General features: G+C 44.3%; 19 protein-coding genes. 11 read left to right on the forward strand and 8 right to left on the reverse strand.

Translation table 11 applies throughout. The features are described 5' to 3' along the window. Nucleotides 1-2: 2 nt before the first annotated feature. Nucleotides 3-935 (reverse strand): esterase/lipase family protein, encoded by a 933-nt coding sequence (locus OH456_RS11595; RefSeq protein ID WP_124941576.1) that lies wholly within the window; start codon nucleotides 933-935, stop codon nucleotides 3-5. A 310-nt stretch (nucleotides 936-1245) separates the two neighbouring features. On the opposite strand from OH456_RS11595, the gene OH456_RS11600 reads away from it, so the two are divergent. Continuing rightward, nucleotides 1246-2574 (forward strand): sphingomyelin phosphodiesterase, encoded by a 1329-nt coding sequence (locus OH456_RS11600; protein ID WP_031494236.1) that lies wholly within the window; start codon nucleotides 1246-1248, stop codon nucleotides 2572-2574. Next, entirely contained in the window at nucleotides 2571-3542 is a 972-nt protein-coding gene (locus OH456_RS11605; RefSeq protein ID WP_270033499.1) for a chromosome partitioning protein ParA, read from the forward strand. The genes OH456_RS11600 and OH456_RS11605 overlap by 4 nt, the downstream gene beginning before the upstream one ends. A 60-nt stretch (nucleotides 3543-3602) precedes the next feature. Here the strand turns inward: OH456_RS11605 and ahpF are convergent, their stop codons facing one another. After that, a complete protein-coding gene (ahpF, locus tag OH456_RS11610; protein ID WP_270033500.1) occupies nucleotides 3603-5195 on the reverse strand; it encodes an alkyl hydroperoxide reductase subunit F in 1593 nt (530 codons plus the stop codon). Between the two features lie 211 nt (nucleotides 5196-5406). Then, nucleotides 5407-5964, reverse strand: coding sequence for an alkyl hydroperoxide reductase subunit C (gene ahpC, locus OH456_RS11615; protein ID WP_443088631.1), 558 nt, complete (start codon nucleotides 5962-5964; stop codon nucleotides 5407-5409). Nucleotides 5965-6238: 274 nt separating this feature from the next. Between ahpC (OH456_RS11615) and OH456_RS11620 the strand changes: the two genes are divergently transcribed. Next, on the forward strand, nucleotides 6239-6733 hold the full coding sequence (locus OH456_RS11620) for a YcxB family protein (protein ID WP_198559296.1): 495 nt from the start codon (nucleotides 6239-6241) through the stop codon (nucleotides 6731-6733). 216 nt (nucleotides 6734-6949) lie between these two features. Here OH456_RS11620 and OH456_RS11625 read toward each other — a convergent pair whose 3' ends face one another. Next, entirely contained in the window at nucleotides 6950-8152 is a 1203-nt protein-coding gene (locus OH456_RS11625) for an alpha/beta hydrolase (RefSeq protein WP_270033501.1), read from the reverse strand. A gap of 376 nt (nucleotides 8153-8528) precedes the next feature. Between OH456_RS11625 and OH456_RS11630 the strand changes: the two genes are divergently transcribed. Together OH456_RS11630 and OH456_RS11635 are read left to right on the forward strand one after the other, a co-directional pair. Beyond that, nucleotides 8529-8873 carry an antibiotic biosynthesis monooxygenase family protein gene (locus OH456_RS11630; RefSeq protein ID WP_270033502.1) on the forward strand — a complete coding sequence of 115 codons (345 nt, stop codon included), beginning with the start codon at nucleotides 8529-8531 and terminating at the stop codon, nucleotides 8871-8873. Nucleotides 8874-8960: 87 nt separating this feature from the next. Continuing rightward, nucleotides 8961-9668 carry an ArsR/SmtB family transcription factor gene (locus tag OH456_RS11635; protein ID WP_031494756.1) on the forward strand — a complete coding sequence of 236 codons (708 nt, stop codon included), beginning with the start codon at nucleotides 8961-8963 and terminating at the stop codon, nucleotides 9666-9668. A 114-nt stretch (nucleotides 9669-9782) separates the two neighbouring features. On the opposite strand, the gene ahpC (OH456_RS11640) is transcribed toward OH456_RS11635, so the two are convergent. Then, nucleotides 9783-10340 carry an alkyl hydroperoxide reductase subunit C gene (ahpC, locus tag OH456_RS11640; protein ID WP_006069782.1) on the reverse strand — a complete coding sequence of 186 codons (558 nt, stop codon included), beginning with the start codon at nucleotides 10338-10340 and terminating at the stop codon, nucleotides 9783-9785. A 251-nt stretch (nucleotides 10341-10591) separates the two neighbouring features. Here ahpC (OH456_RS11640) and OH456_RS11645 point away from each other — a divergent pair, with 251 nt between their 5' ends. Then, nucleotides 10592-11023: a GNAT family N-acetyltransferase gene (locus OH456_RS11645; protein WP_006069774.1), complete on the forward strand. Its 432-nt coding sequence runs from the start codon at nucleotides 10592-10594 to the stop codon at nucleotides 11021-11023. A 143-nt stretch (nucleotides 11024-11166) separates the two neighbouring features. Here OH456_RS11645 and OH456_RS11650 read toward each other — a convergent pair whose 3' ends face one another. Together OH456_RS11650 and OH456_RS11655 are read right to left on the reverse strand one after the other, a co-directional pair. Beyond that, complete coding sequence (locus OH456_RS11650; RefSeq protein ID WP_270033503.1) at nucleotides 11167-12549, reverse strand: sensor histidine kinase; 1383 nt, start codon at nucleotides 12547-12549, stop codon at nucleotides 11167-11169. Further along, complete coding sequence (locus OH456_RS11655; RefSeq protein ID WP_270033504.1) at nucleotides 12533-13207, reverse strand: response regulator transcription factor; 675 nt, start codon at nucleotides 13205-13207, stop codon at nucleotides 12533-12535. Before OH456_RS11655 ends, OH456_RS11650 begins: the two co-directional genes overlap by 17 nt. Nucleotides 13208-13371: 164 nt before the next feature. Between OH456_RS11655 and OH456_RS11660 the strand changes: the two genes are divergently transcribed. From OH456_RS11660 to OH456_RS11680, 5 genes are all read left to right on the forward strand, one after another. Next, complete coding sequence (locus OH456_RS11660) at nucleotides 13372-13869, forward strand: GlcG/HbpS family heme-binding protein (protein WP_270033505.1); 498 nt, start codon at nucleotides 13372-13374, stop codon at nucleotides 13867-13869. A 161-nt stretch (nucleotides 13870-14030) separates the two neighbouring features. After that, on the forward strand, nucleotides 14031-15035 hold the full coding sequence (gene msrP / locus OH456_RS11665; RefSeq protein ID WP_270033506.1) for a protein-methionine-sulfoxide reductase catalytic subunit MsrP: 1005 nt from the start codon (nucleotides 14031-14033) through the stop codon (nucleotides 15033-15035). Next, complete coding sequence (msrQ, locus tag OH456_RS11670) at nucleotides 15032-15649, forward strand: protein-methionine-sulfoxide reductase heme-binding subunit MsrQ (RefSeq protein ID WP_270033507.1); 618 nt, start codon at nucleotides 15032-15034, stop codon at nucleotides 15647-15649. The genes msrP and msrQ overlap by 4 nt, the downstream gene beginning before the upstream one ends. Nucleotides 15650-15712: 63 nt before the next feature. Beyond that, nucleotides 15713-16276 carry an HdeD family acid-resistance protein gene (locus OH456_RS11675; RefSeq protein WP_006069768.1) on the forward strand — a complete coding sequence of 188 codons (564 nt, stop codon included), beginning with the start codon at nucleotides 15713-15715 and terminating at the stop codon, nucleotides 16274-16276. Between the two features lie 117 nt (nucleotides 16277-16393). Then, on the forward strand, nucleotides 16394-17332 hold the full coding sequence (locus tag OH456_RS11680; protein ID WP_270033508.1) for a LysR family transcriptional regulator: 939 nt from the start codon (nucleotides 16394-16396) through the stop codon (nucleotides 17330-17332). A gap of 84 nt (nucleotides 17333-17416) precedes the next feature. On the opposite strand, the gene OH456_RS11685 is transcribed toward OH456_RS11680, so the two are convergent. After that, complete coding sequence (locus tag OH456_RS11685) at nucleotides 17417-18688, reverse strand: DUF1254 domain-containing protein (protein ID WP_270033509.1); 1272 nt, start codon at nucleotides 18686-18688, stop codon at nucleotides 17417-17419. Nucleotides 18689-18705 lie beyond the last annotated feature (17 nt).

The raw sequence follows: 18705 nt of genomic DNA on the forward strand, positions 1-18705 counted from the left end.
GCCTAAAGTCCTTGTTGCTGCAGACGGTTAGCATGCTGCCGATACAAGGTCTTAGGGTCTGTTTCAAACAGATGATGGATACCGAGTAGACCATTGATTTCATCTAGGTGGTTCATCTTGTAATCATCTCGGATGACTCGACCTAAATGAGTACTGCACCTTCCTACTAATCCATCATTAGGTTCATCAAACGTTAAACCTAGGATAAACATTGCGGGATCAGCCGGGTCTAGCACATTAGTGTAAGTCGAAGTCCCGGTCCATGAGTAGTAGTACACACCATTTGCAGCTTGCCATTCACCATCACCACAAGACGACTTTGGCACGCCTTCTGGATAATGCTCATTAAAGGCCAACGACCCTTCTGTGGTGAGCGCCTGCAATGAGCTCAAACCATCTTGTGGTAAGTCACTACCTCCAGATAACACACCAATGATCGTCGTAAGTGCACTAGCCAGTTCAACAGCGATTGCCTCAGAAACTGAGTCTTCCGGAACGGTATTTCGCACTATATCCGCGACTTTCGACCCTTTATTCACGCCTCCAATACTGGTAACTGAAGCAACCATTTGCGGTGCAACTGATGCAACATATCTAGCCGTCGGCGCACCATGGCTATGACCTATTAGATTTACTTTGTCGGCACCCGTGATCGCCAAGACATTTTCCACTTGTGCTAGAAGCTGTTCACCCCGTACTTCCGAACTGTTGGTCGCCGATATTTGGGCAACATAAACCTTTGCTCCGCTTTTGCTCAATGTTTGAGGGATACCATAGAAATAATCGAACCCTGCTAGTGAATCAAAACCAAATAAGCCATGAACCAATACGATTGGGTATTTGGTTTCGGTATACCCTTTGCTCGACCAAAAACTTATCGCCTGTGCATTCCATGCGATTACGCTACATAAAATGAATGTGAAGAACGCTTTCATTTAACACCTCCTTGTCAGACCTCCGATGAGTAATTGAGCGTAGATTGCACAATTCTAGCCCGCCAAGTTAGTGTTACAAAATTGTGAAGTTATGCCGAAAAATATGCTGTAGGTACACCAAAAGCGACACCCAAGATGATAAGAATTGGAGAAATAGCGTGGTTTATTCTAGCGAATCACACCAATTTTGAATCAGGTTCACAATTAAATAACAAAATGAGCAAGTTTTATTTGCTTAATTCAAATTTAACGCTTGAGTAACATTTATCAATCAGAATCATTACTCTAACTCAAACCATGGATAAATAAGATGAAGTTTTCACAGTGGAATCTTTTACTCAGTGGCTTAATCGCCTTGCCAGCCTTGGCAGACACTGATGTGTACCTAACCAATAACTCAGATCAGCCGCTAACAATCCAGATCAGTCATGAAGGCACTGATTTACTGGAAGAGGGAGAGGAATGGCAGCAACATGTTCAAGTTCTAGCCCCTTGGGAAACAAAGTCGATACTGAGCTTTAATCGTTGGGAAGGTGTGAAATCAAATCAGACTTATCGCTTCGAAACCATAGTCTCGAATCCTCAAGGTGAAAGCGTATCGCTTAATCAAGTGATGGAGGGTCACTGGTACAATTCAACCATAGAGTATGGAATGTCCGCTGCCGATGTCGACTTAACCTTAAAAGATGATCGAAATATTCATCGCCAAAACACAAACTCATTTGGCAGTCTCAATACAGAATTGGCGTTCAAATCAGCAAAGACCGCACGCTACGATGACTTGTACTACACCATTACCCCTACTCATGTTGATGAAGAGGTCGATAACGACGAACAAAACTTAAAGCTAATGACCTATAACATCTGGGCACTTCCCGCTATCGCCTCTCATATTGGCGACCGATACGAGCTAATTCCAGAATATGTGAAGGGTTATGACGTACTTGCGCTACAAGAAGTGTTTGCTAGTGGACGGGACGCATTCTTAAGAGAGCTTGCCAAAGAATACCCTTATCAAACGAAAATGTTGGATAAGGAAGGGATCAATATTTATGACGGGGGCGTCATCATTGTTAGTCGCTACCCCATCGTTAATGAAGCTCAGTACGTATTTCCAGATTGCTCCGGAACCGATTGTTTTGCCGATAAAGGAGTAAACTACGCAGAAATCATTAAAGGTGGTCAGGCTTATCATGTATTTGCAACACATACCGCATCATTTGATACCGACACCGCTCGTGATTATCGTCAGCGCCAGTTCAAACAAATACGTGCATTAGCCCAATCTCTCGATATCCCAGCAAATGAAACGGTAATCTACAGTGGTGACTTTAATGTCAATAAACTCAAGTTCCCAGATGATTATCAACAAATGATGACAAACCTAAACGTGTCTGAACCGCAATATTCTGGCTATACCGCATCAACATTCGACCCTCGGATCAATGATTTCGCCGGTGGGGCACTGTCAGGTGGTGCTAATGTTGAATATCTCGATTACGTCATGGTCAGCAATGAATATGGTATAAAATCGTATAACGACAACCGAGTTGATGTGCCTCGCACAACGGATGAGAGTCTATGGAAACACTATAATCTCTCGGATCACTTTCCCGTTACGGCTGTTATAAAGCCATGAACAAATTCACGCTAATCATTGTGTCCGCCATCTTGGTGGGCACGGTTTGGTGGTCATTCGACAACAACCATCCACAAGTCAAACAAGCTAAGGCATCCGTTGACATTACCTCAACGATTTCAAAAACAACGACAGCCGACATTCTAGTACCTGTAGAACAAACATCGTTTACACCATCCATAAATAAACAAGGCGAATCCGACATTCAAGTGACCGCAGCAGCTTTCAATAAGGCGAGAGGTCGCGATTTAATCGCTGACATCGAGTCGTTTTGGCGTCAATGTAACTTAGCTGATAACTGCGATGTGTTACTAGATAATCTGGCTCTATTTCTCACACCAGAACGGTTTTATCTTATTGAAAACTATCAACAACTGAACAACCAATGGCAACAAACGCTCGGCAATTTATTGTTTGATGAACAAATATCATTAGCTGCACGTATCGAACAATTAAAAGCAGAGGCGAGAAGAGTCTGGGGTCAACTGGCTGACGTCATGTTTGAAGATGAATTTGCGCTGTATGATTTTACCATTCAGAGTAAGCATTTGGAGGTGGAAGCTCCAGAGTACATTTCGGCAGAGGATTATATTCAGAATTTTGAAGACCTGATGCAGGCATGGCAGGAAAGAGCAGAATCATTAGGACTGGTGAGCAACCAAGCGAAGTTTGAGCAAGCTGTTACTCTTGTACCTCAAAATCTCAGTGAATCAGAGCGTGAAGCTTTGATTAGCGAGCTAGAACACCATTTCCTGACCCCCCAACAGAGTGCAGAGATCGCAACTCGGCAGCAGCAGGTCACTCAACAACAAGCCGTCGTCAGTAACTACCAGAGTGAACTACAGCGCCTAGAAGCTTCCCTTGAACAACAAAGAGTGACGCAATTTTCGGGGTTATCACAGGATGAGTGGCAACACTACTACGCCCAGCAAGTTGCTGATTTTCGTCGGGCGTTTTTTTCTCAGTAACAAAACGAAAAAGCGCTGCTCTCAGTTAAGAACAGCGCTATGAAAATAGGTTATTTAACCTTAAGCCGTTTCAGCTTGCTTCACTGGAGCTGGATTACGAATCAAGAAATCAAACGCTCCCAAACTAGCTTTTGCCCCTTCACCCATTGCGATGATGATTTGCTTGTATGGAACAGTGGTGACATCACCTGCCGCAAAGACTCCCTTCATGCTGGTTGCACCATGAGCGTCTACTTCAATTTCTCCGCGAGGTGACAACTCAACTTTTGTCCCTTTCAACCATTCACTATTAGGAACTAGGCCGATTTGTACGAAGATGCCAGCAAGTTCAATATGCTTGATTTCGTCCGTATTGCGATCTTTGTACTCAAGACCAGTAACACGCGTACCATCACCCAGAACTTCTGTGGTTTGTGCCATTGTGATGATGTCGATATTCGCCATGCTATTCGCTTTGTCGATAAGCACTTGGTCAGCGCGAAGCGTATCAGCAAACTCCAGAACCGTTACGTGCTCCACAATACCCGCAAGATCAATGGCTGCTTCAATACCAGAGTTACCACCACCGATAACCGCGGTACGTTTACCTTTAAATAGTGGGCCATCGCAGTGAGGGCAGTACGCCACACCTTTGTTACGATATTCTTGTTCACCCGGTACGTTCATTTCACGCCAGCGAGCACCAGTACTTGTGATCACAGAGCGAGCTTTTAGCACTGCACCGCTTTCTAGTACTACGTGGGTGTAACCGTCATCGGTATCTTCTGGATCGATGATGTTTGCAGCACGCTGCTCAGTGATGACTTCAACGCCGTACTCTTTAACGTGCTCTTCAAGGCTTGCCACCAGCTTAGGACCTGTGGTCGCTTTCACTGAAATAAAGTTCTCGATTGCCATGGTGTCCATCACCTGACCACCGAAACGGTCAGCAACCACACCAGTGCGAATACCTTTACGAGCTGCATAGATAGCCGCTGAAGAGCCCGCAGGGCCGCCGCCCACGACAAGGACATCAAACGGTGCTGTTTCATTTAACTGATTAGCTTTTTTCTCCGCTGCACCTGTGTCGACTTTGTTTAGGATTTCATTCAGTGACATACGACCTTGGTCGAACAGTTCACCATTAATGAACACGCTTGGTACTGCCATGATGTCGCGCTGCTTCACTTCATCTTGGAACGCTGCACCGTCGATCATAGTGACGTTTACCAGCGGGTTAATTGCCGCCATCATGTTGAAGGCTTGAACTACCTCTGGACAGTTCTGGCATGATAGAGAGATAAAAATCTCGACATCTAGCGGTGAGTTCAGCTCTGCGATTTGCTCAATGGTTTCCGCTTCTAGCTTGATTGGGTGGCCACCTGTGTGCAGTAGCGCTAGCACAAGTGACGTAAATTCGTGACCCATTGGCAGACCGGCAAAACCAATAGCGGTGCCCTTCTCTGGATTAATAACGCGCATGACTGGCTTGCGAGGGCTTGCAGCGTCGTCGCGAACGACGTCAATTTTGCTGCTAAGTGATGCTATGTCGTTAGCAAGAGATTCGATCTTGCTCGCAGTATCACTGTCATCAAGGCTGAGAACTAATTGAACTTGGGTTTTTACGTTTTCTAAATACGCTTTTAGCTGCTGCTTCATTGCTTGATCTAACATACTGATACCTATTCTATAAGACTGCTTAACATCAGAAGGAATTAAAAAGGGGAAAAATAAAAGGGGACCCTTTTGATGTTTGGTTATTCACTAAAATGATGGTTTAAGGGTGCACGCCCCCACTTTTACCTGCCAATGGTAGAAGCAATAAAAGTGACGACGGGGCGTGCAACACGGACTAGATATTCCGCTGAGCTAGTGTGTGATTAGCTTAGATTTTGCCAACTAGGTCTAGAGACGGTGCTAGTGTTTCTTCACCTTCTTTCCATTTCGCTGGGCAAACTTCACCTGGGTTAGCCGCTACGTATTGTGCTGCTTTCACTTTACGCATTAGGTCTTCTGCGTCACGGCCGATCCCTTCTGCAGTGATTTCCATTGCTTGGATAACGCCTTCTGGATCAACTAGGAAAGTCGCGCGGTCTGCTAGACCTTGACCTTCGCGCATCACACCGAAGTTATTAGTGATAGTGCCCGTTTGGTCTCCGACCATGTGGTAATTAATTTTACCGATAGTATCTGAGCTGTCGTGCCATGCTTTGTGAGTGAAGTGGGTATCTGTTGATACTGAGTAAACTTCTACGCCACGCTCTTGGAGCTCTGCGTAATGGTCAGCTAGATCACCAAGCTCAGTTGGGCATACGAATGTAAAATCTGCTGGATAGAAGAAAAATACTGCCCACTTACCTTTTACATCTTGCTCTGTAATTTCTACGAATTCGCCCTGTTTGAATGCAGTTGCTGAAAATGGCTTGATAGTTGTGTTGATCATAGTGATTACTCTCTCAAAGTGTTCGTGTTGTTTGTTTTGGCACTGTCCTGCGCCGATGTATGTATATTGCAATGAGAGCGTATTTTTTAAAATTCGTCCTTTCCTATCTATTTGATAGGGGTTTCCTATCAAAACATTTTCTTGAGTAAAAAGTAGGTAGAGACGAAGAGGGGCAAAAACAATTAAAACAACACACCGTAAAGCTATACAATACTCTCGCTGCACGGTCGTAGCATGAAATACTCACTCACAGAAAAGTCCAAAGTAACTGCCTATGTCTAAAGATTATGATTTCACTACAGAATACACGCTCGACAAGACCTTTTTTGCGGAATGCTTTGATCAAACTAGCCACCCCGCTACATTTCCAAAAGCTTATTATAAAGGGATGCTCTTTCTTATTTTTGGTGTAGTACTCGTAAAATTTGAGCTGCTTCCAAGTGGTTATGTGGGTTGGTTCTTTATTGTCTTGAGTATTATTGAAGCTTTAAGTGTTTATTTTAAAAGAACTTGGTGGTTGTGGAGGCAAACACTCAGTACGAGTTCTGGCGGTAAAGTACTTCTTAAAATTAACTCTGACGGTATGAGTTATAAAAGCGGCAAGAACACCCGAAACATCACTTGGAATGATATTGATCAGCTTGAACAAAGCGATTTGGGTTTTATCCTTCATATAGGCAAACAACGCCAATACGTCAGTAAATCTTGCTTAAATGATGAAGTGATTGACTTTATGATCGAGCAACACTCAGAATCAAAAATGAACTAGCATCGATGTACATAGGATAGGTGCGATGAAATGGAAATGAACAGGGGCGTCATTTCCAATCAGTTAAGCATGTTAGGACAGGCAGTCATTTAGTTAAAGTGGCCGCATCGTATCACTGAGAGTTTGGATGACGGCAACTTTAGAGCAATAGAACTGAGGCACTATGTCGTCTCAACAAAGCTGTAATCTCAACAAAGCTGCCTAAGTTTAGTTATCTTACATGTACCTGAGGAAAAAGTTAGTAATCGCCAACTCAGCTTCTGCTCCATCCGGGCAATGGCCTGAGTTACCGAAGTATGCCACTTCACCTCTTGTTGAAAGCCCTGCTGTATACCTCATTTCTTCCGGCGGGTTCACCATGTCATCTTTGGTATTAATCGCCAATACAGGAACATCGGTTTCATTAGATTTAAAGCCTTTAGTCATAAGTGCTAATGGAATCGTCCATTGTCCGTAAGAATTAAGGTCACTAACGTCTTTGACACCAATTCGATAACCGTAAGACATCGATGACATGAGAGGGGCATGGTGAAATACCTGCGTATCTGTCAGTACGTCAGTCACTACTGCACAGCGAGCAACACCCGCTTTGAGTTGTGGAGTGTTTAGGATGAATGTCATCAATGGAACGCCACCACCCGATGAACTCAGCGCTCCGACATTGTTGCTATCCAGCCTTGAATCAGATTTAACGTACGCTAATGCCGCTTGGTGAGCCTGATCTTCTTTACCCAGCTCAATAATGATGTTGTTGTTCAAGCCGCCACCGGGAATATCAAAAGTCAGCACAGCAAAACCTTGCCTCAAAAGGGTATCAATTGCATCACGGTGTTCAGTCAGAATTTTATCGACTCCACCTGTGTAAAGGATAACGCCGGGCTTCTCGGCACCTTTTGGGATATGTAATAAACCCGTGATCGAACCTCTAGTCGTAAGCGGCATCTCCACGCGCTCTACATCAATAATAGGGCTCAATGCTTCTGCTTTAAGATACATATCAACCGATCGCTCGATGGCTTCGTGTTCGTGCTCTGTCATGTGGTTTGGGTATGAAGCAATTAAGTACATCATGGATGCCTTACGATACGACTCATAATCACTCGCTGAGTTTGCATAATCATCAGCAGCTTGAGCGAATTCATATGTCCAGTGACCCGCTTCATTTGTGTTGATGAAATCGCGCAGCGGTTCACCCGAATCAATTTTAACCAACGTATCTCGTATGTCTTGCTCGGGTACAACGTGAGTCCAATTTTCCATTCTTAGCTCTCGAAACCATTGTGATTGGTCCACCTCAAGAGCTTGTTCTCCTCGGAATTTCTTATGCGCGTCAATGTTGTTTGAAGTAGTTGCAGAAGCCAGTGTCGACAATGTGGTTAGGCCTAGTAATACGCTTAGGGAGAGATGTTTCTTTTTCATACCATACTCTTTTCATGTCAGTGGATTAATTCAATACATGTAGAGTATTCCTATGGATGTCGAAAAAACGTCGATATATGGCTCTCAATTCAAACAGTATTTGGAAAGTACTGTAGACCCACTGAATTTACATCACCGCTTGTATTAGTCGATGACAAGCAACTTCAAATACTTGCCAGCATGGTAAACGCAGAGTGAAGTGATCATTTACGGTATCTCTGAGAGCACTTACTCTTAAAGGGTGCTCTCTCGGGGTTCTTGTTTAACCTTCAAGCATGGCAGTTACGACGATCACATTTCGACACCCAACGAAGTATCCATAAATTTTGTCGTTACAATAAACGCATCAATCCAATCAGATTAACGAGAATAAACCATGATTGCTGTGATCTTCGAAGTTCAAATTGCCAAAGGCAAGTCTGACGAGTACTTAGATATTGCTAATAATCTAAAACCATTACTATCTGAAATAAAAGGGTTTATTTCAGTTGAACGCTTTCAAAGCCTAACCAATGAAGGAAAAGTCCTTTCTTTGTCATTTTGGAAAGATGAAGGGTCTATTCAAGAGTGGCGTGCTTTAGAAGCCCACCGGTTTGCGCAATCCGAAGGACGTAACACCATATTTGAAAACTATCGACTAAGAGTGGCAGGTGTCGTCAGAGACTATGGTATGAATCAACGCACCGAAGCGCCTGCAGATAGCGTTCACACTCATGGATAACGTACTAATTGGTCTTAAACATTTGATAGTCATTCTTAGTCACTATACAGTGACCGTCTAGGTCAGAACAGCGTAGGTAACCCATACGTGAGTAAACAAAATCCGCTTTTTAGTGAGCCTAAAGTCCACAGCCAAGAGGCCAATATGGCCGCATTAGCTGCTGCCATGTCTGATGTCTCAAGGATGAAGATACTATGTGCTCTTATGGACGGGCGAGCTTGGACTGCAACAGAGTTAAGTGCCGTCGCTGACATTTCCCCATCTACAACCAGCTCACATCTAGCTCGTCTAATGAAAGCCAATGTTGTCACTTGTTTATCCCAAGGTCGACACCGGTACTTTCGCCTTTATAGCAGTGGCATTGCTTCATTACTGGAAAGCATGATGAATATTACTTTTCAACCCAACAACCCTGCGCGTTCGAAAATCCCAAAAGAGCTCTTGAAAGCAAGAACCTGTTATGACCATTTAGCCGGAGACATAGCAGTAAGATTCTACAACTACCTAATATCAAACAATTGGCTCGAAAGTGATGGAAGCGACCTAACCCTACAAGGTAAAGAAAAGTTTCTGAAACTTGGTATTACCGTCGATGCCAAAACTAAGCGGAAAAAATGTTGTCCATGTTTAGACTGGAGTGAGAGGACATTTCATCTAGGCGGCTACTTAGGTGCCTCTGTCCTTAAATTTTTAGAAAACAATGACTGGATTGAAAGAGTTCCCGGATACAGAGAGGTGATAATTACACCTAAAGGCCGTCAGGAACTTAAACGGCATTTTTCCATCAGCACATAACTCTGCGCTGGTATTCATCATAAAAGCTAAATAAAAACATGCCCCAATTCGCTATGCGATATTGGGGCATGCAACACGGACCCGATATTCCGTTTAAGCTAATGCTTGTATGACTTAGATTTTGCCAACTAGGTCTAGAGATGGTGCTAGAGTCTCTTCACCTTCTTTCCATTTCGCTGGGCAAACTTCACCTGGGTTAGCCGCTACGTATTGCGCTGCTTTCACTTTACGCATTAGGTCTTCTGCGTCACGACCAATACCTTCTGCAGTGATTTCCATTGCTTGGATAACGCCTTCTGGGTCAACTAGGAAAGTCGCACGGTCTGCTAGACCTTGACCTTCACGCATCACACCGAAGTTATTAGTGATAGTACCCGTTTGATCGCCAACCATGTAGTAGTTGATTTTACCGATAGTATCTGAGCTGTCGTGCCATGCTTTGTGAGTGAAGTGAGTGTCTGTTGATACTGAGTAAACTTCTACACCGCGCTCTTGAAGCTCTGCGTAGTGGTCTGCAAGATCACCAAGCTCTGTTGGGCAAACGAAAGTAAAGTCTGCTGGGTAGAAGAAGAATACAGCCCACTTACCTTTCACGTCTTGCTCTGTGATTTCTACGAATTCGCCCTGTTTGAATGCAGTTGCTGAAAATGGCTTAATAGTCGTGTTGATCATAATTTTACTCTCTCAATATGGTCTTGTAATTCGGATTGGCGCTGTCCTGCGCTGATGGGTTTATATTGCAATGCGAGAGCATATTTGAGAATTCGTCCTTTCCTATCTATTCAATTGGTAAAATCTATCAAAGGGGCTTGGTGGTAAAACTTCGCTTAAAGCGGTGTGTTTAATAAGGAATTAACTGCTACAATCCCCGAGCGGCTGCACACTTCATCAGTCAATTAATCAATCTAATCAGAGAGAACTCTATGATTGTCGAAAATGTGCTTCCCAAAGATTACGCTGAACTGCTTGATGTTTGGGAAAATTCTGTCCGAGCGACTCATGACTTTATAACAGAACAAGATATTGAGTTTTTTAAACCCATCATTATCGAGCAAGCATTCCCTGCGGTAACATTGAAATGTGTTAAGAATACCAAAGGAGCAATTGTTGGTTTTGTTGGTGTTCATGAGAATAAGATCGAAATGTTGTTTGTCCTAGACCAACAGCGTGGACAAGGTACTGGCACAGTACTCTTGCGATACGCAATAGAAAAACTAGGAGCAAACAAAGTAGACGTTAATGAACAAAACCCTAGTGCTGTTGGCTTTTACCAACACATGGGCTTTAAGATCAGCTCTCGATCACCTCTTGATGAGACGGGAAAACCTTTCCCAATTCTGCATATGACGTTGTAATCATCTCGGTACGTAAAACCTTGTCCGTGATTGACAAAATGCCAGAAGAAATGCCCAAAGCTAATAACTTTGGGCATTTCCGTATTGGTTCTTATGATCTCGCTCCCCACAGGGTTGCTTGCATATTACATGGTCAGGGAAAATCACAACAAAATCGTGAACGTACTACCTACACCACATTCTGATTTCACCATCAACTGTCCTTCAAGATTCTCCACCATAGCAAGTGCCAACGATAAGCCAAGACCATAACCTTCGATATTGCTTCGGCTACTATCCACTCGATAAAGCCGCTCAAAAATAAGATCTTGGTATTTGGGGTCAATGCCAATACCGGTGTCTTGAATACTTATCTTAGCCTTGATGTTCGAGCTTTGTTCAGCCTTAATCGTCACACGGCCACCGGGCTCGGTATACTTGATCGCATTGTCAACAAGGTTAACCAGTACTTGAGTCAGTTTATCCGGATCGGACTGGATAATAAGCCCATCGGCAACGTCACTGACTAACTGAATCTGTTTATCTTCCGCCACATCGTCGTACCAGCTTACTACCTTGGAAATCACTTCGGACACTTGAGTATCCACCTTTTGTGGCTGGCGCTTTCCGGTCACTTCATCGTTTAGTTTCATTAATGCGGTCAACATATTGCTGGCCTGCATGGCATGCTCTGCACAATCGGCCAAAGCATCACGCATTGCTTGCGGATCAGCGTTATTCAGCAACGCACTTTGAGACGCGAGAGTAATTCGCGATAGCGGCGTACGTATATCGTGTGCGATAGCGTCTACCGTCGTGTTTAACGTGGTGGTGACATGCTGTAATTTGGCCACGGCAGAGTGAACACTAGAGCTAATAACCGTAAGTCCTTGGCCAATCTCTGGCTCTGGTTCTGCGAACTCTAGCTGTCCTTTTTTTAGCCTGTCTAACAGGTCTCCAAATGTCACTAACGGCGACATGGCACTTTGGATGATTTTACGAGTGAAAACAGTCGTCACTATCACCAATGCAATCAGTGCATAGAATGTCATTAACCATTGATTGTATGCGATATAGTCTCTGGCACGATTATCCAGAACCAACCAAAACTGCTGTTGCTCCCCTTTGATGCTTAAGGTCATATACGGATTGACAATAAAGGTATCAAACCAAGAACGACTCTCATCAATCTGATAGTCAGCAAAGGGCAGGTTAAGCACTACATTTTTATCACCCGCGACAAACGTTGGTCGAGGCGAATTGTCTTGCGCCCAATAGGCAGCGATGTTGTTGTCGACCAGTCGGTGAGGGTTGGCTTCTAAAACATGAATTAAACGGTCACTCGAATCGTAGGTCAAAATACGCTGATACTCGGTCGACATGGACGTTAGAATCTTCTTTTCTGTTTGAAACAGATCGTAGAAAAATATCGCGCCTACAATTAGCTCCACCAGTAATAAACACAGTAGTAAGGTCGCCATAAAGCGCACTAAAAGATGTCGCTGCGTACCAGCAAGAGCTTGTTCAATACTATGACTTGAGGACATAACCGACACCTCTCAGTGTATGTATTAATGGTGTCGCGAAGCCTTTATCCACTTTGCTGCGCAATCGGCAAACTAACACATCCACAACGTTAGTTTGTGGGTCAAATTGATGCCCCCACACATGCTCAAGAATTGCAGTTTTCGACATGACGGTTTCTGGGTTTTCCAACAGTAACTTCATCAACATGAACTCACGTTGATTGATGGCGATATTTTGCTGTTCCCTTTGCAAAGTATGCTTCAGTAAATCCAAATTAAGAGGGCCATAATTCAGTTCGAATGCTTGAGGCGAAGGTGGCTTGCCCCGGCGCATCAAGGTTTGACACCGAGCGAGTAGTTCAGGAAAAGCAAATGGTTTAACTAAGTAATCATCCGCACCCGATTGCAGTCCTTGCACCCGCTCTTCTACAGAATGCTTGGCACTCAATATGATGACTGGGGTAGCATGTCCTTGTCCTCGCAGCTCCGCCAACACTTCAAAGCCGTCTTTTTTAGGTAGCATAATGTCGAGAATAATGACATCAAAGTCTGCGGTAACGGCTTCGTGCAATCCGTCTACACCATCTGTTGAATGCGTTACCGTGATTCCTTCTTGCTGGAAGCCATTCACCAGAAATTTCGCGATATGGCTATCGTCTTCGATCAGTAGAATTTTCATTAACGTCCATGTACCTCTTAACCTTGGTCTGAATATACTTTATCAATATCCTTTCTCGAATATAACCAAGATTACAACTTTGTAATGTTCTAGAAAGCCTGTCGCAATCCTCCGTTGGTTACTATGAACTCGTTGAATAAAAACACGCTATTAACGGAGTAAACATGAAAACGACAACACTGACTGTATTCGCTGCAACCCTTGGTTTTCTAGGCTTTTCTAGCAACGCGCTAGCCTCAGATGCACAAACAGTATCAATCACTCAAATTTCATCAAAAGCGGCATTCGAACTGGCTCATGAAGCGGTAAATCAATGCGAAGCGGATGGCTATAAAGTCTCCGCGACTGTTGTCGACCTATCAGGGAATGTGATTGCTCAGCTTCGTTCTGATGATGCAGGGATCCACACACTGGATAGCTCACGTAAAAAAGCCTTCACAGTGGCGAGTATGAAACAACCGTCAGGTAACCTAATGAAGCTGATTGCCGACAAACCTATCATGCAACCGCTACAAAATATGGACGACAATCTGCTGTTCTTAGCAGGCGGTGTACCCGTTCAAGTTAACAGCGCAATGATTGGTGCGATCGGTGTTGGAGGCGCACCAGGAGGTCACCTTGATGTCGCATGTGCCGAAAAAGCCATTAAAAAGTTCTTCTAAAAAGAATCAGTTATAACCACAGCCTTTAGAACACGCATTTTGTTATGAATGCGTGTTTTTTTGATTTTTATGAAAGAGAATCGACATTGCTACGGTCTGCTCTAATCAACGTATCACCAATTTGCTGTTTACTAAAACGTGAATCACACTCGGGGAAGATTATGTGGATCAAAAAGAATCATCGCTGGGCTCTGTCTGAAAACGAAGCAACGCCAGAGTCTGTCTACAAAGAGCGTCGAGACATACTAAAGAAGCTCGGTATTGCTGTCGTCGGCATGCCTATCGCGGCTAATGCCCAAGCGGGCATACTGGATATCTTTTCTTCCGATGAGAAACCCGTCACTGACAGTCGAATTGATCTCAAAGCCACTAAACCACAACAATACCAAGCCGACCTTTCGTTAACGCCAGAAAGTAAGGTTCTGAAATACAATAACTTCTATGAGTTTGGTACTGATAAATCCGACCCTGCGAAGAACTCGTCGGAGTTTGTGGCAGACCCTTGGACCGTAGAAATCGACGGGCTGGTCAACAACCCAATGAAACTCGACTATGACGACATATTTAGTAAATTCACGTTAGAAGAACGCATCTATCGCCTTCGCTGCGTTGAAGCATGGTCAATGAACATTCCTTGGATTGGTTTTCCACTTGCAGACATCATTAAAATGGCCGACCCAAAAAGTAGTGCCAAATATGTTGCTTTTGAAACCCTCTACGACCCCAAACAGTTCCCGGCTCAAGGTTCATTTAGTAGCATTGAATACCCTTATGTAGAAGGACTTCGCCTTGATGAGGCCATGAACCCTCTAACTCTGATCTCGGTTGGTTTATATGGCAAAACACTCGCCCCACAAAATGGCGCCCCGCTTAGACTCGTTGTGCCATGGAAGTATGGATTTAAGAGCATCAAATCGATTGTTCGTATTCGTCTCACCGACCAAGAACCACCAACAACGTGGAATCGTCTGGCTCCTAATGAGTATGGTTTTTACGCCAATGTGAATCCTAATGTCGACCACCCGCGTTGGAGTCAAGCCAGTGAGCGTTTCATCGGAGAAGGTAGTGTCCTCAGTACACGCAGGCAGCCAACCCTAATGTTCAACGGCTATGTAGAAGAAGTGGCGCATCTATACAAAAATATGGATCTGAGGAAGTTCTATTGAGAAAGCTAACGCCAAAAACGATCATCGCGCTAAAAGTCGTCATCCACGCTGTATCATTGGCATTTTTAGCATTGCTTGTCATTGCTATTAATACCGATAACTTAGGTGGCGATCCGGTACAAGGCATCATCCATTACACTGGTATTAGCGCGTTGAATACCTTGTTTATTACTCTGCTGGTTTCTCCTTTGGCAAAATGGACTAAACAAGGTTTGCTTCTTCGCGCAAGACGGCTATTGGGACTGTACAGCTTCTTTTGGGCAGTGCTCCATTTGGTCGCCTTCGCGACGTTAGACTTAGGATTGGATTGGAGCTTATTGGCCTCTGAGATCGTTAAACGTCCATATCTCACCGTCGGAGCGGCAGTGTGGGTGATTTTGTTGCTGCTAGCGGTTACATCCGCTCAAGCAATACAACGTAAAATGGGCGCAAGATGGCAGAAACTGCATAACTGGGTCTATTTAGCTGCTATCTTGGCACCGATTCACTTTTACTGGTCGGTAAAGTCAGAAGTGGCAGAACCTACTATCTACATCGTAATCGCTATAGGTCTACTTCTCGCCCGTTGGAAGACATTGAAACAACGAGTGTTTCGAAAAATGCTATCCAGTTGAGCGATTGATGATTCTTAGACTAAGCTGAATATGCAACCAAGGCATTAATCTAAGAGGCGCTCAATGGTAGATTCAAACCAATCCCCACAAGCTCAGTTCCTTTCAAAAGGATGGAAGTATTTTGTTACTGTAGGCATCGTCGTTTCCCTCGCGGGTATTGGGGCAATGGCGTTACCTGTATTTGCTGGTGTCACCATCTCAACCATTATCGGTGCCGTACTCTTGTTTAGTGGGCTTGTGCAGGCTTATCACACCTTTTCGATAAATGCGTGGGGACAAAAGCTGTGGTATGTCTTAAGCGCGGTACTCTACATAATCGGCGGTTTATTCATCTTATTTAAGCCACTTGCAGGCCTGGTCACCATTACTATGTTGATGGTGTTGGTGATGATATTAAACGGACTGACACGAATCTTCTTCGGGCTCGCCAACCGCAGCCTTCCAAGTAGTGGCCTCATCATTTTCAGCGGACTTCTGTCCGTCATCATAGGTGGTTACTTCTTCACGTTACTTGAAGACCCCGCTTTCTCCACTTCATTGCTGGGTACTTTCATTGGCATTTCTTTGCTAATTGAAGGAGTCAGTTTTGTCTTTTTAGGTATGAAGTTAAAACAGCTAAGCAACTAAAACTGGAAACGAGATTGCGAGAGGATTATAGCTTTACATGGTCTAGGTTAAGCTGGTCGAGCTACTTATGACATTGTAGTATTGAGTGAATACACATGACGCGGGATACCAGCCCAGATGGATGATAACCTATTAAGAAGGCTAGACTTTAATACACTAAAGCTGCTGAAAGTCCTTGGTGAAGAACGCAACACCAAACGCGCTGCCGACCGCATGTTTTTATCACAGCCTGCGGTCAGCAAGCAGCTTAAAAAGCTCAGGGAAGACTTTGCCGATGAGCTGTTTATCCGCAAGCAGTATGGATTAGAACCCACACCCTATTGTTTGGAGCTGCTGGAAAAGCTGCCTGCTCTGTTCGAGCTATTGGAAGATCTATTCTCTCGAAATCAACAATTCAATCCAGCGTTGTATACCGGTGACATTAGCATCGCCATCAATACCACTCTATACAGACCAGTATCCAGGCGTCTGTATCACCACCTTCGTCCTTTGCTGCCTAACGCTACGCTCAAAATCATCAACTGGGGGCAAGATACCGAGCACGATCTTAAGCTTGCACGCCTTCATATTGGCATCAATTACTTACCTCTAGATATCTCCAAACAGGTGATACAGAAAAAACTGACTCATTGCTATTTCAAACTCATTTGTCGAGACGGGCATCCAGTCCTTGAAACACAAAGAACCACACAAGATATTGGACAATATCCACTCGCATTGCTTCAGCTTCCTGACTTCAATAAGAAAGAAAACTTAATTGAAACCAAACTGCGAGAAGTTGGAATTACGCCGCAAGTCGGGCTTAGAGCGGACCAACTCAGTATCTGCCTACATGTCGTTGCTCAAACCGATTCGATCTTGCCTTGTGTCGACATTTTTGATGCTGATTTACCGCAAGGGACTCAGTTCTTCTCAGCTCATAAAGAACACCAACTAGGCAGTGATATTGGTGCCTTGATTCCAAGCAAACTCTCCAATGCGCCATTGGTGAAATGGTTATACAGCGAAGTTCGCACCGTATTTGAACAGCAGGAAAAGACTGAGCAAGAGCATTAATACCACAAACCCCACTGCGAACTAGTTTCCGTAACTAGCTCATTTACAGTGGGGCAAAAAGTATCAACGTGGTTGTACGCTCAGTTAATTACCATAGTTAAACGTCGCTTTAGGAACCATCAAACTTTCCAGCTCGGTTCCCTTGTAGATAATACTTTGCGCAGTATTACCTGCAAGACCCGCTTGAGGCAGGTAATAGCGGACCACAAAGTAATAATCCTCCCCATCAACTACTGGCATCCAATAAGTCCCATTTTCTGGGTTGTCGCTTGAGAAAGTAATGGTGACATTTCCTTCATCGTCTGGCGTAGTATTGCCACCAGCCCATACTTGACGGTCAGACCCACCTATCGTCGCAGGGTCCAGCGGTAAGCGCGTCTCATCAGAATAACGCGTCACCGACCAGAACTTGCCCACCGCTTGGTCATGAGGCATAGTCAACACAAAATCTTCTGAACCATTCAACTGCTTACCTTCAGGCGTCATTGGAATTAGCTCATAATAAGCGTGCTCAGCAGGGAAGCCTAAGTGACCTAAATGAGTCAACAGCGAACGACGTCGCTCATCAGCAAGGTCATCAGCATGTCCTGGGTGCTCAAAACCGGATAAGTTATTCACCACCAAGCCAGATGTTCCTAGTTCGTGTACGTAATTGCGAACCTCATTAAGTCTTTGTTTATCAAAGCTGTCATCGGAAATAATGGTTTGCATATTACTGTGCGTTTGTGCCCAACCATCTGAAATCTCATCGGCAAACTTAATTACAGCATGAATATTGTTGCGATCTGGCAACGCAATCTCAGACTTCGGCGCAAGGTTGTTAACCTCAATCTGTTTACGCCAAACATCGGCAACACCACTATCGCGATACTCAAATGTCTGGACACGAATGAAAGAGAAAATAAGGTCGTCTTTCACCGTAATTGTATCGATATAATCGCCTTGTGGAATCGTATAGTCAGCGCCTTCTCGTACGATTAGATAAGTACCGCCAACTTCTGGTGTCACTTCGTGATAAACCGAGAAGTGCTCCGCATCCACCAAGTGCAGAGATGCGTAACGCTCTGGTTCACGAGGGGGAACCGTCAACTCCACAGGACCTGCTGTTACATCCAGCATCGCTTTGCCATAAATATGGTCCAGTGCAGGGGTAATGACATCCCATGTGTGGTCTGCCAACCCTGGGAACTCAAAAGTATTCACTCCATTTTGCTCCATAAACGCGACCATATTTTCCATATGATGGTAGACACGTTGACCCGTAAGTTCTGCGTTCGTAGGAGTGGTATCTGCGGCGCTGACTACAGAGCCGAAAGACAAGGATGCTACTAATAAAGAGAGTGTTGTTTTTTTCATCGTCGTACCTATAAAAC

The sequence above is a fragment of the Vibrio sp. La 4.2.2 genome (genome assembly GCF_027586995.1).
Taxonomy (GTDB): Bacteria; Pseudomonadota; Gammaproteobacteria; order Enterobacterales; family Vibrionaceae; genus Vibrio; species Vibrio mediterranei.

Excerpts from the sequence above, each read along its gene's own strand:
- OH456_RS11595 (WP_124941576.1), bottom strand. The coding sequence starts at position 935 with ATGAAAGCGTTCTTCACATTCATTTTATGTAGCGTAATCGCATGGAAT.
- OH456_RS11600 (WP_031494236.1), top strand. The coding sequence starts at position 1,246 with ATGAAGTTTTCACAGTGGAATCTTTTACTCAGTGGCTTAATCGCCTTG.
- OH456_RS11605 (WP_270033499.1), top strand. The coding sequence starts at position 2,571 with ATGAACAAATTCACGCTAATCATTGTGTCCGCCATCTTGGTGGGCACG.
- ahpF (WP_270033500.1), bottom strand. The coding sequence starts at position 5,195 with ATGTTAGATCAAGCAATGAAGCAGCAGCTAAAAGCGTATTTAGAAAAC.
- ahpC (WP_443088631.1), bottom strand. The coding sequence starts at position 5,964 with ATGATCAACACAACTATCAAGCCATTTTCAGCAACTGCATTCAAACAG.
- OH456_RS11620 (WP_198559296.1), top strand. The coding sequence starts at position 6,239 with ATGTCTAAAGATTATGATTTCACTACAGAATACACGCTCGACAAGACC.
- OH456_RS11625 (WP_270033501.1), bottom strand. The coding sequence starts at position 8,152 with ATGAAAAAGAAACATCTCTCCCTAAGCGTATTACTAGGCCTAACCACA.
- OH456_RS11630 (WP_270033502.1), top strand. The coding sequence starts at position 8,529 with ATGATTGCTGTGATCTTCGAAGTTCAAATTGCCAAAGGCAAGTCTGAC.
- ahpC (WP_006069782.1), bottom strand. The coding sequence starts at position 10,340 with ATGATCAACACGACTATTAAGCCATTTTCAGCAACTGCATTCAAACAG.
- OH456_RS11645 (WP_006069774.1), top strand. The coding sequence starts at position 10,592 with ATGATTGTCGAAAATGTGCTTCCCAAAGATTACGCTGAACTGCTTGAT.
- OH456_RS11650 (WP_270033503.1), bottom strand. The coding sequence starts at position 12,549 with ATGTCCTCAAGTCATAGTATTGAACAAGCTCTTGCTGGTACGCAGCGA.
- OH456_RS11655 (WP_270033504.1), bottom strand. The coding sequence starts at position 13,207 with ATGAAAATTCTACTGATCGAAGACGATAGCCATATCGCGAAATTTCTG.
- OH456_RS11660 (WP_270033505.1), top strand. The coding sequence starts at position 13,372 with ATGAAAACGACAACACTGACTGTATTCGCTGCAACCCTTGGTTTTCTA.
- msrP (WP_270033506.1), top strand. The coding sequence starts at position 14,031 with ATGTGGATCAAAAAGAATCATCGCTGGGCTCTGTCTGAAAACGAAGCA.
- OH456_RS11675 (WP_006069768.1), top strand. The coding sequence starts at position 15,713 with ATGGTAGATTCAAACCAATCCCCACAAGCTCAGTTCCTTTCAAAAGGA.
- OH456_RS11680 (WP_270033508.1), top strand. The coding sequence starts at position 16,394 with ATGGATGATAACCTATTAAGAAGGCTAGACTTTAATACACTAAAGCTG.
- OH456_RS11685 (WP_270033509.1), bottom strand. The coding sequence starts at position 18,688 with ATGAAAAAAACAACACTCTCTTTATTAGTAGCATCCTTGTCTTTCGGC.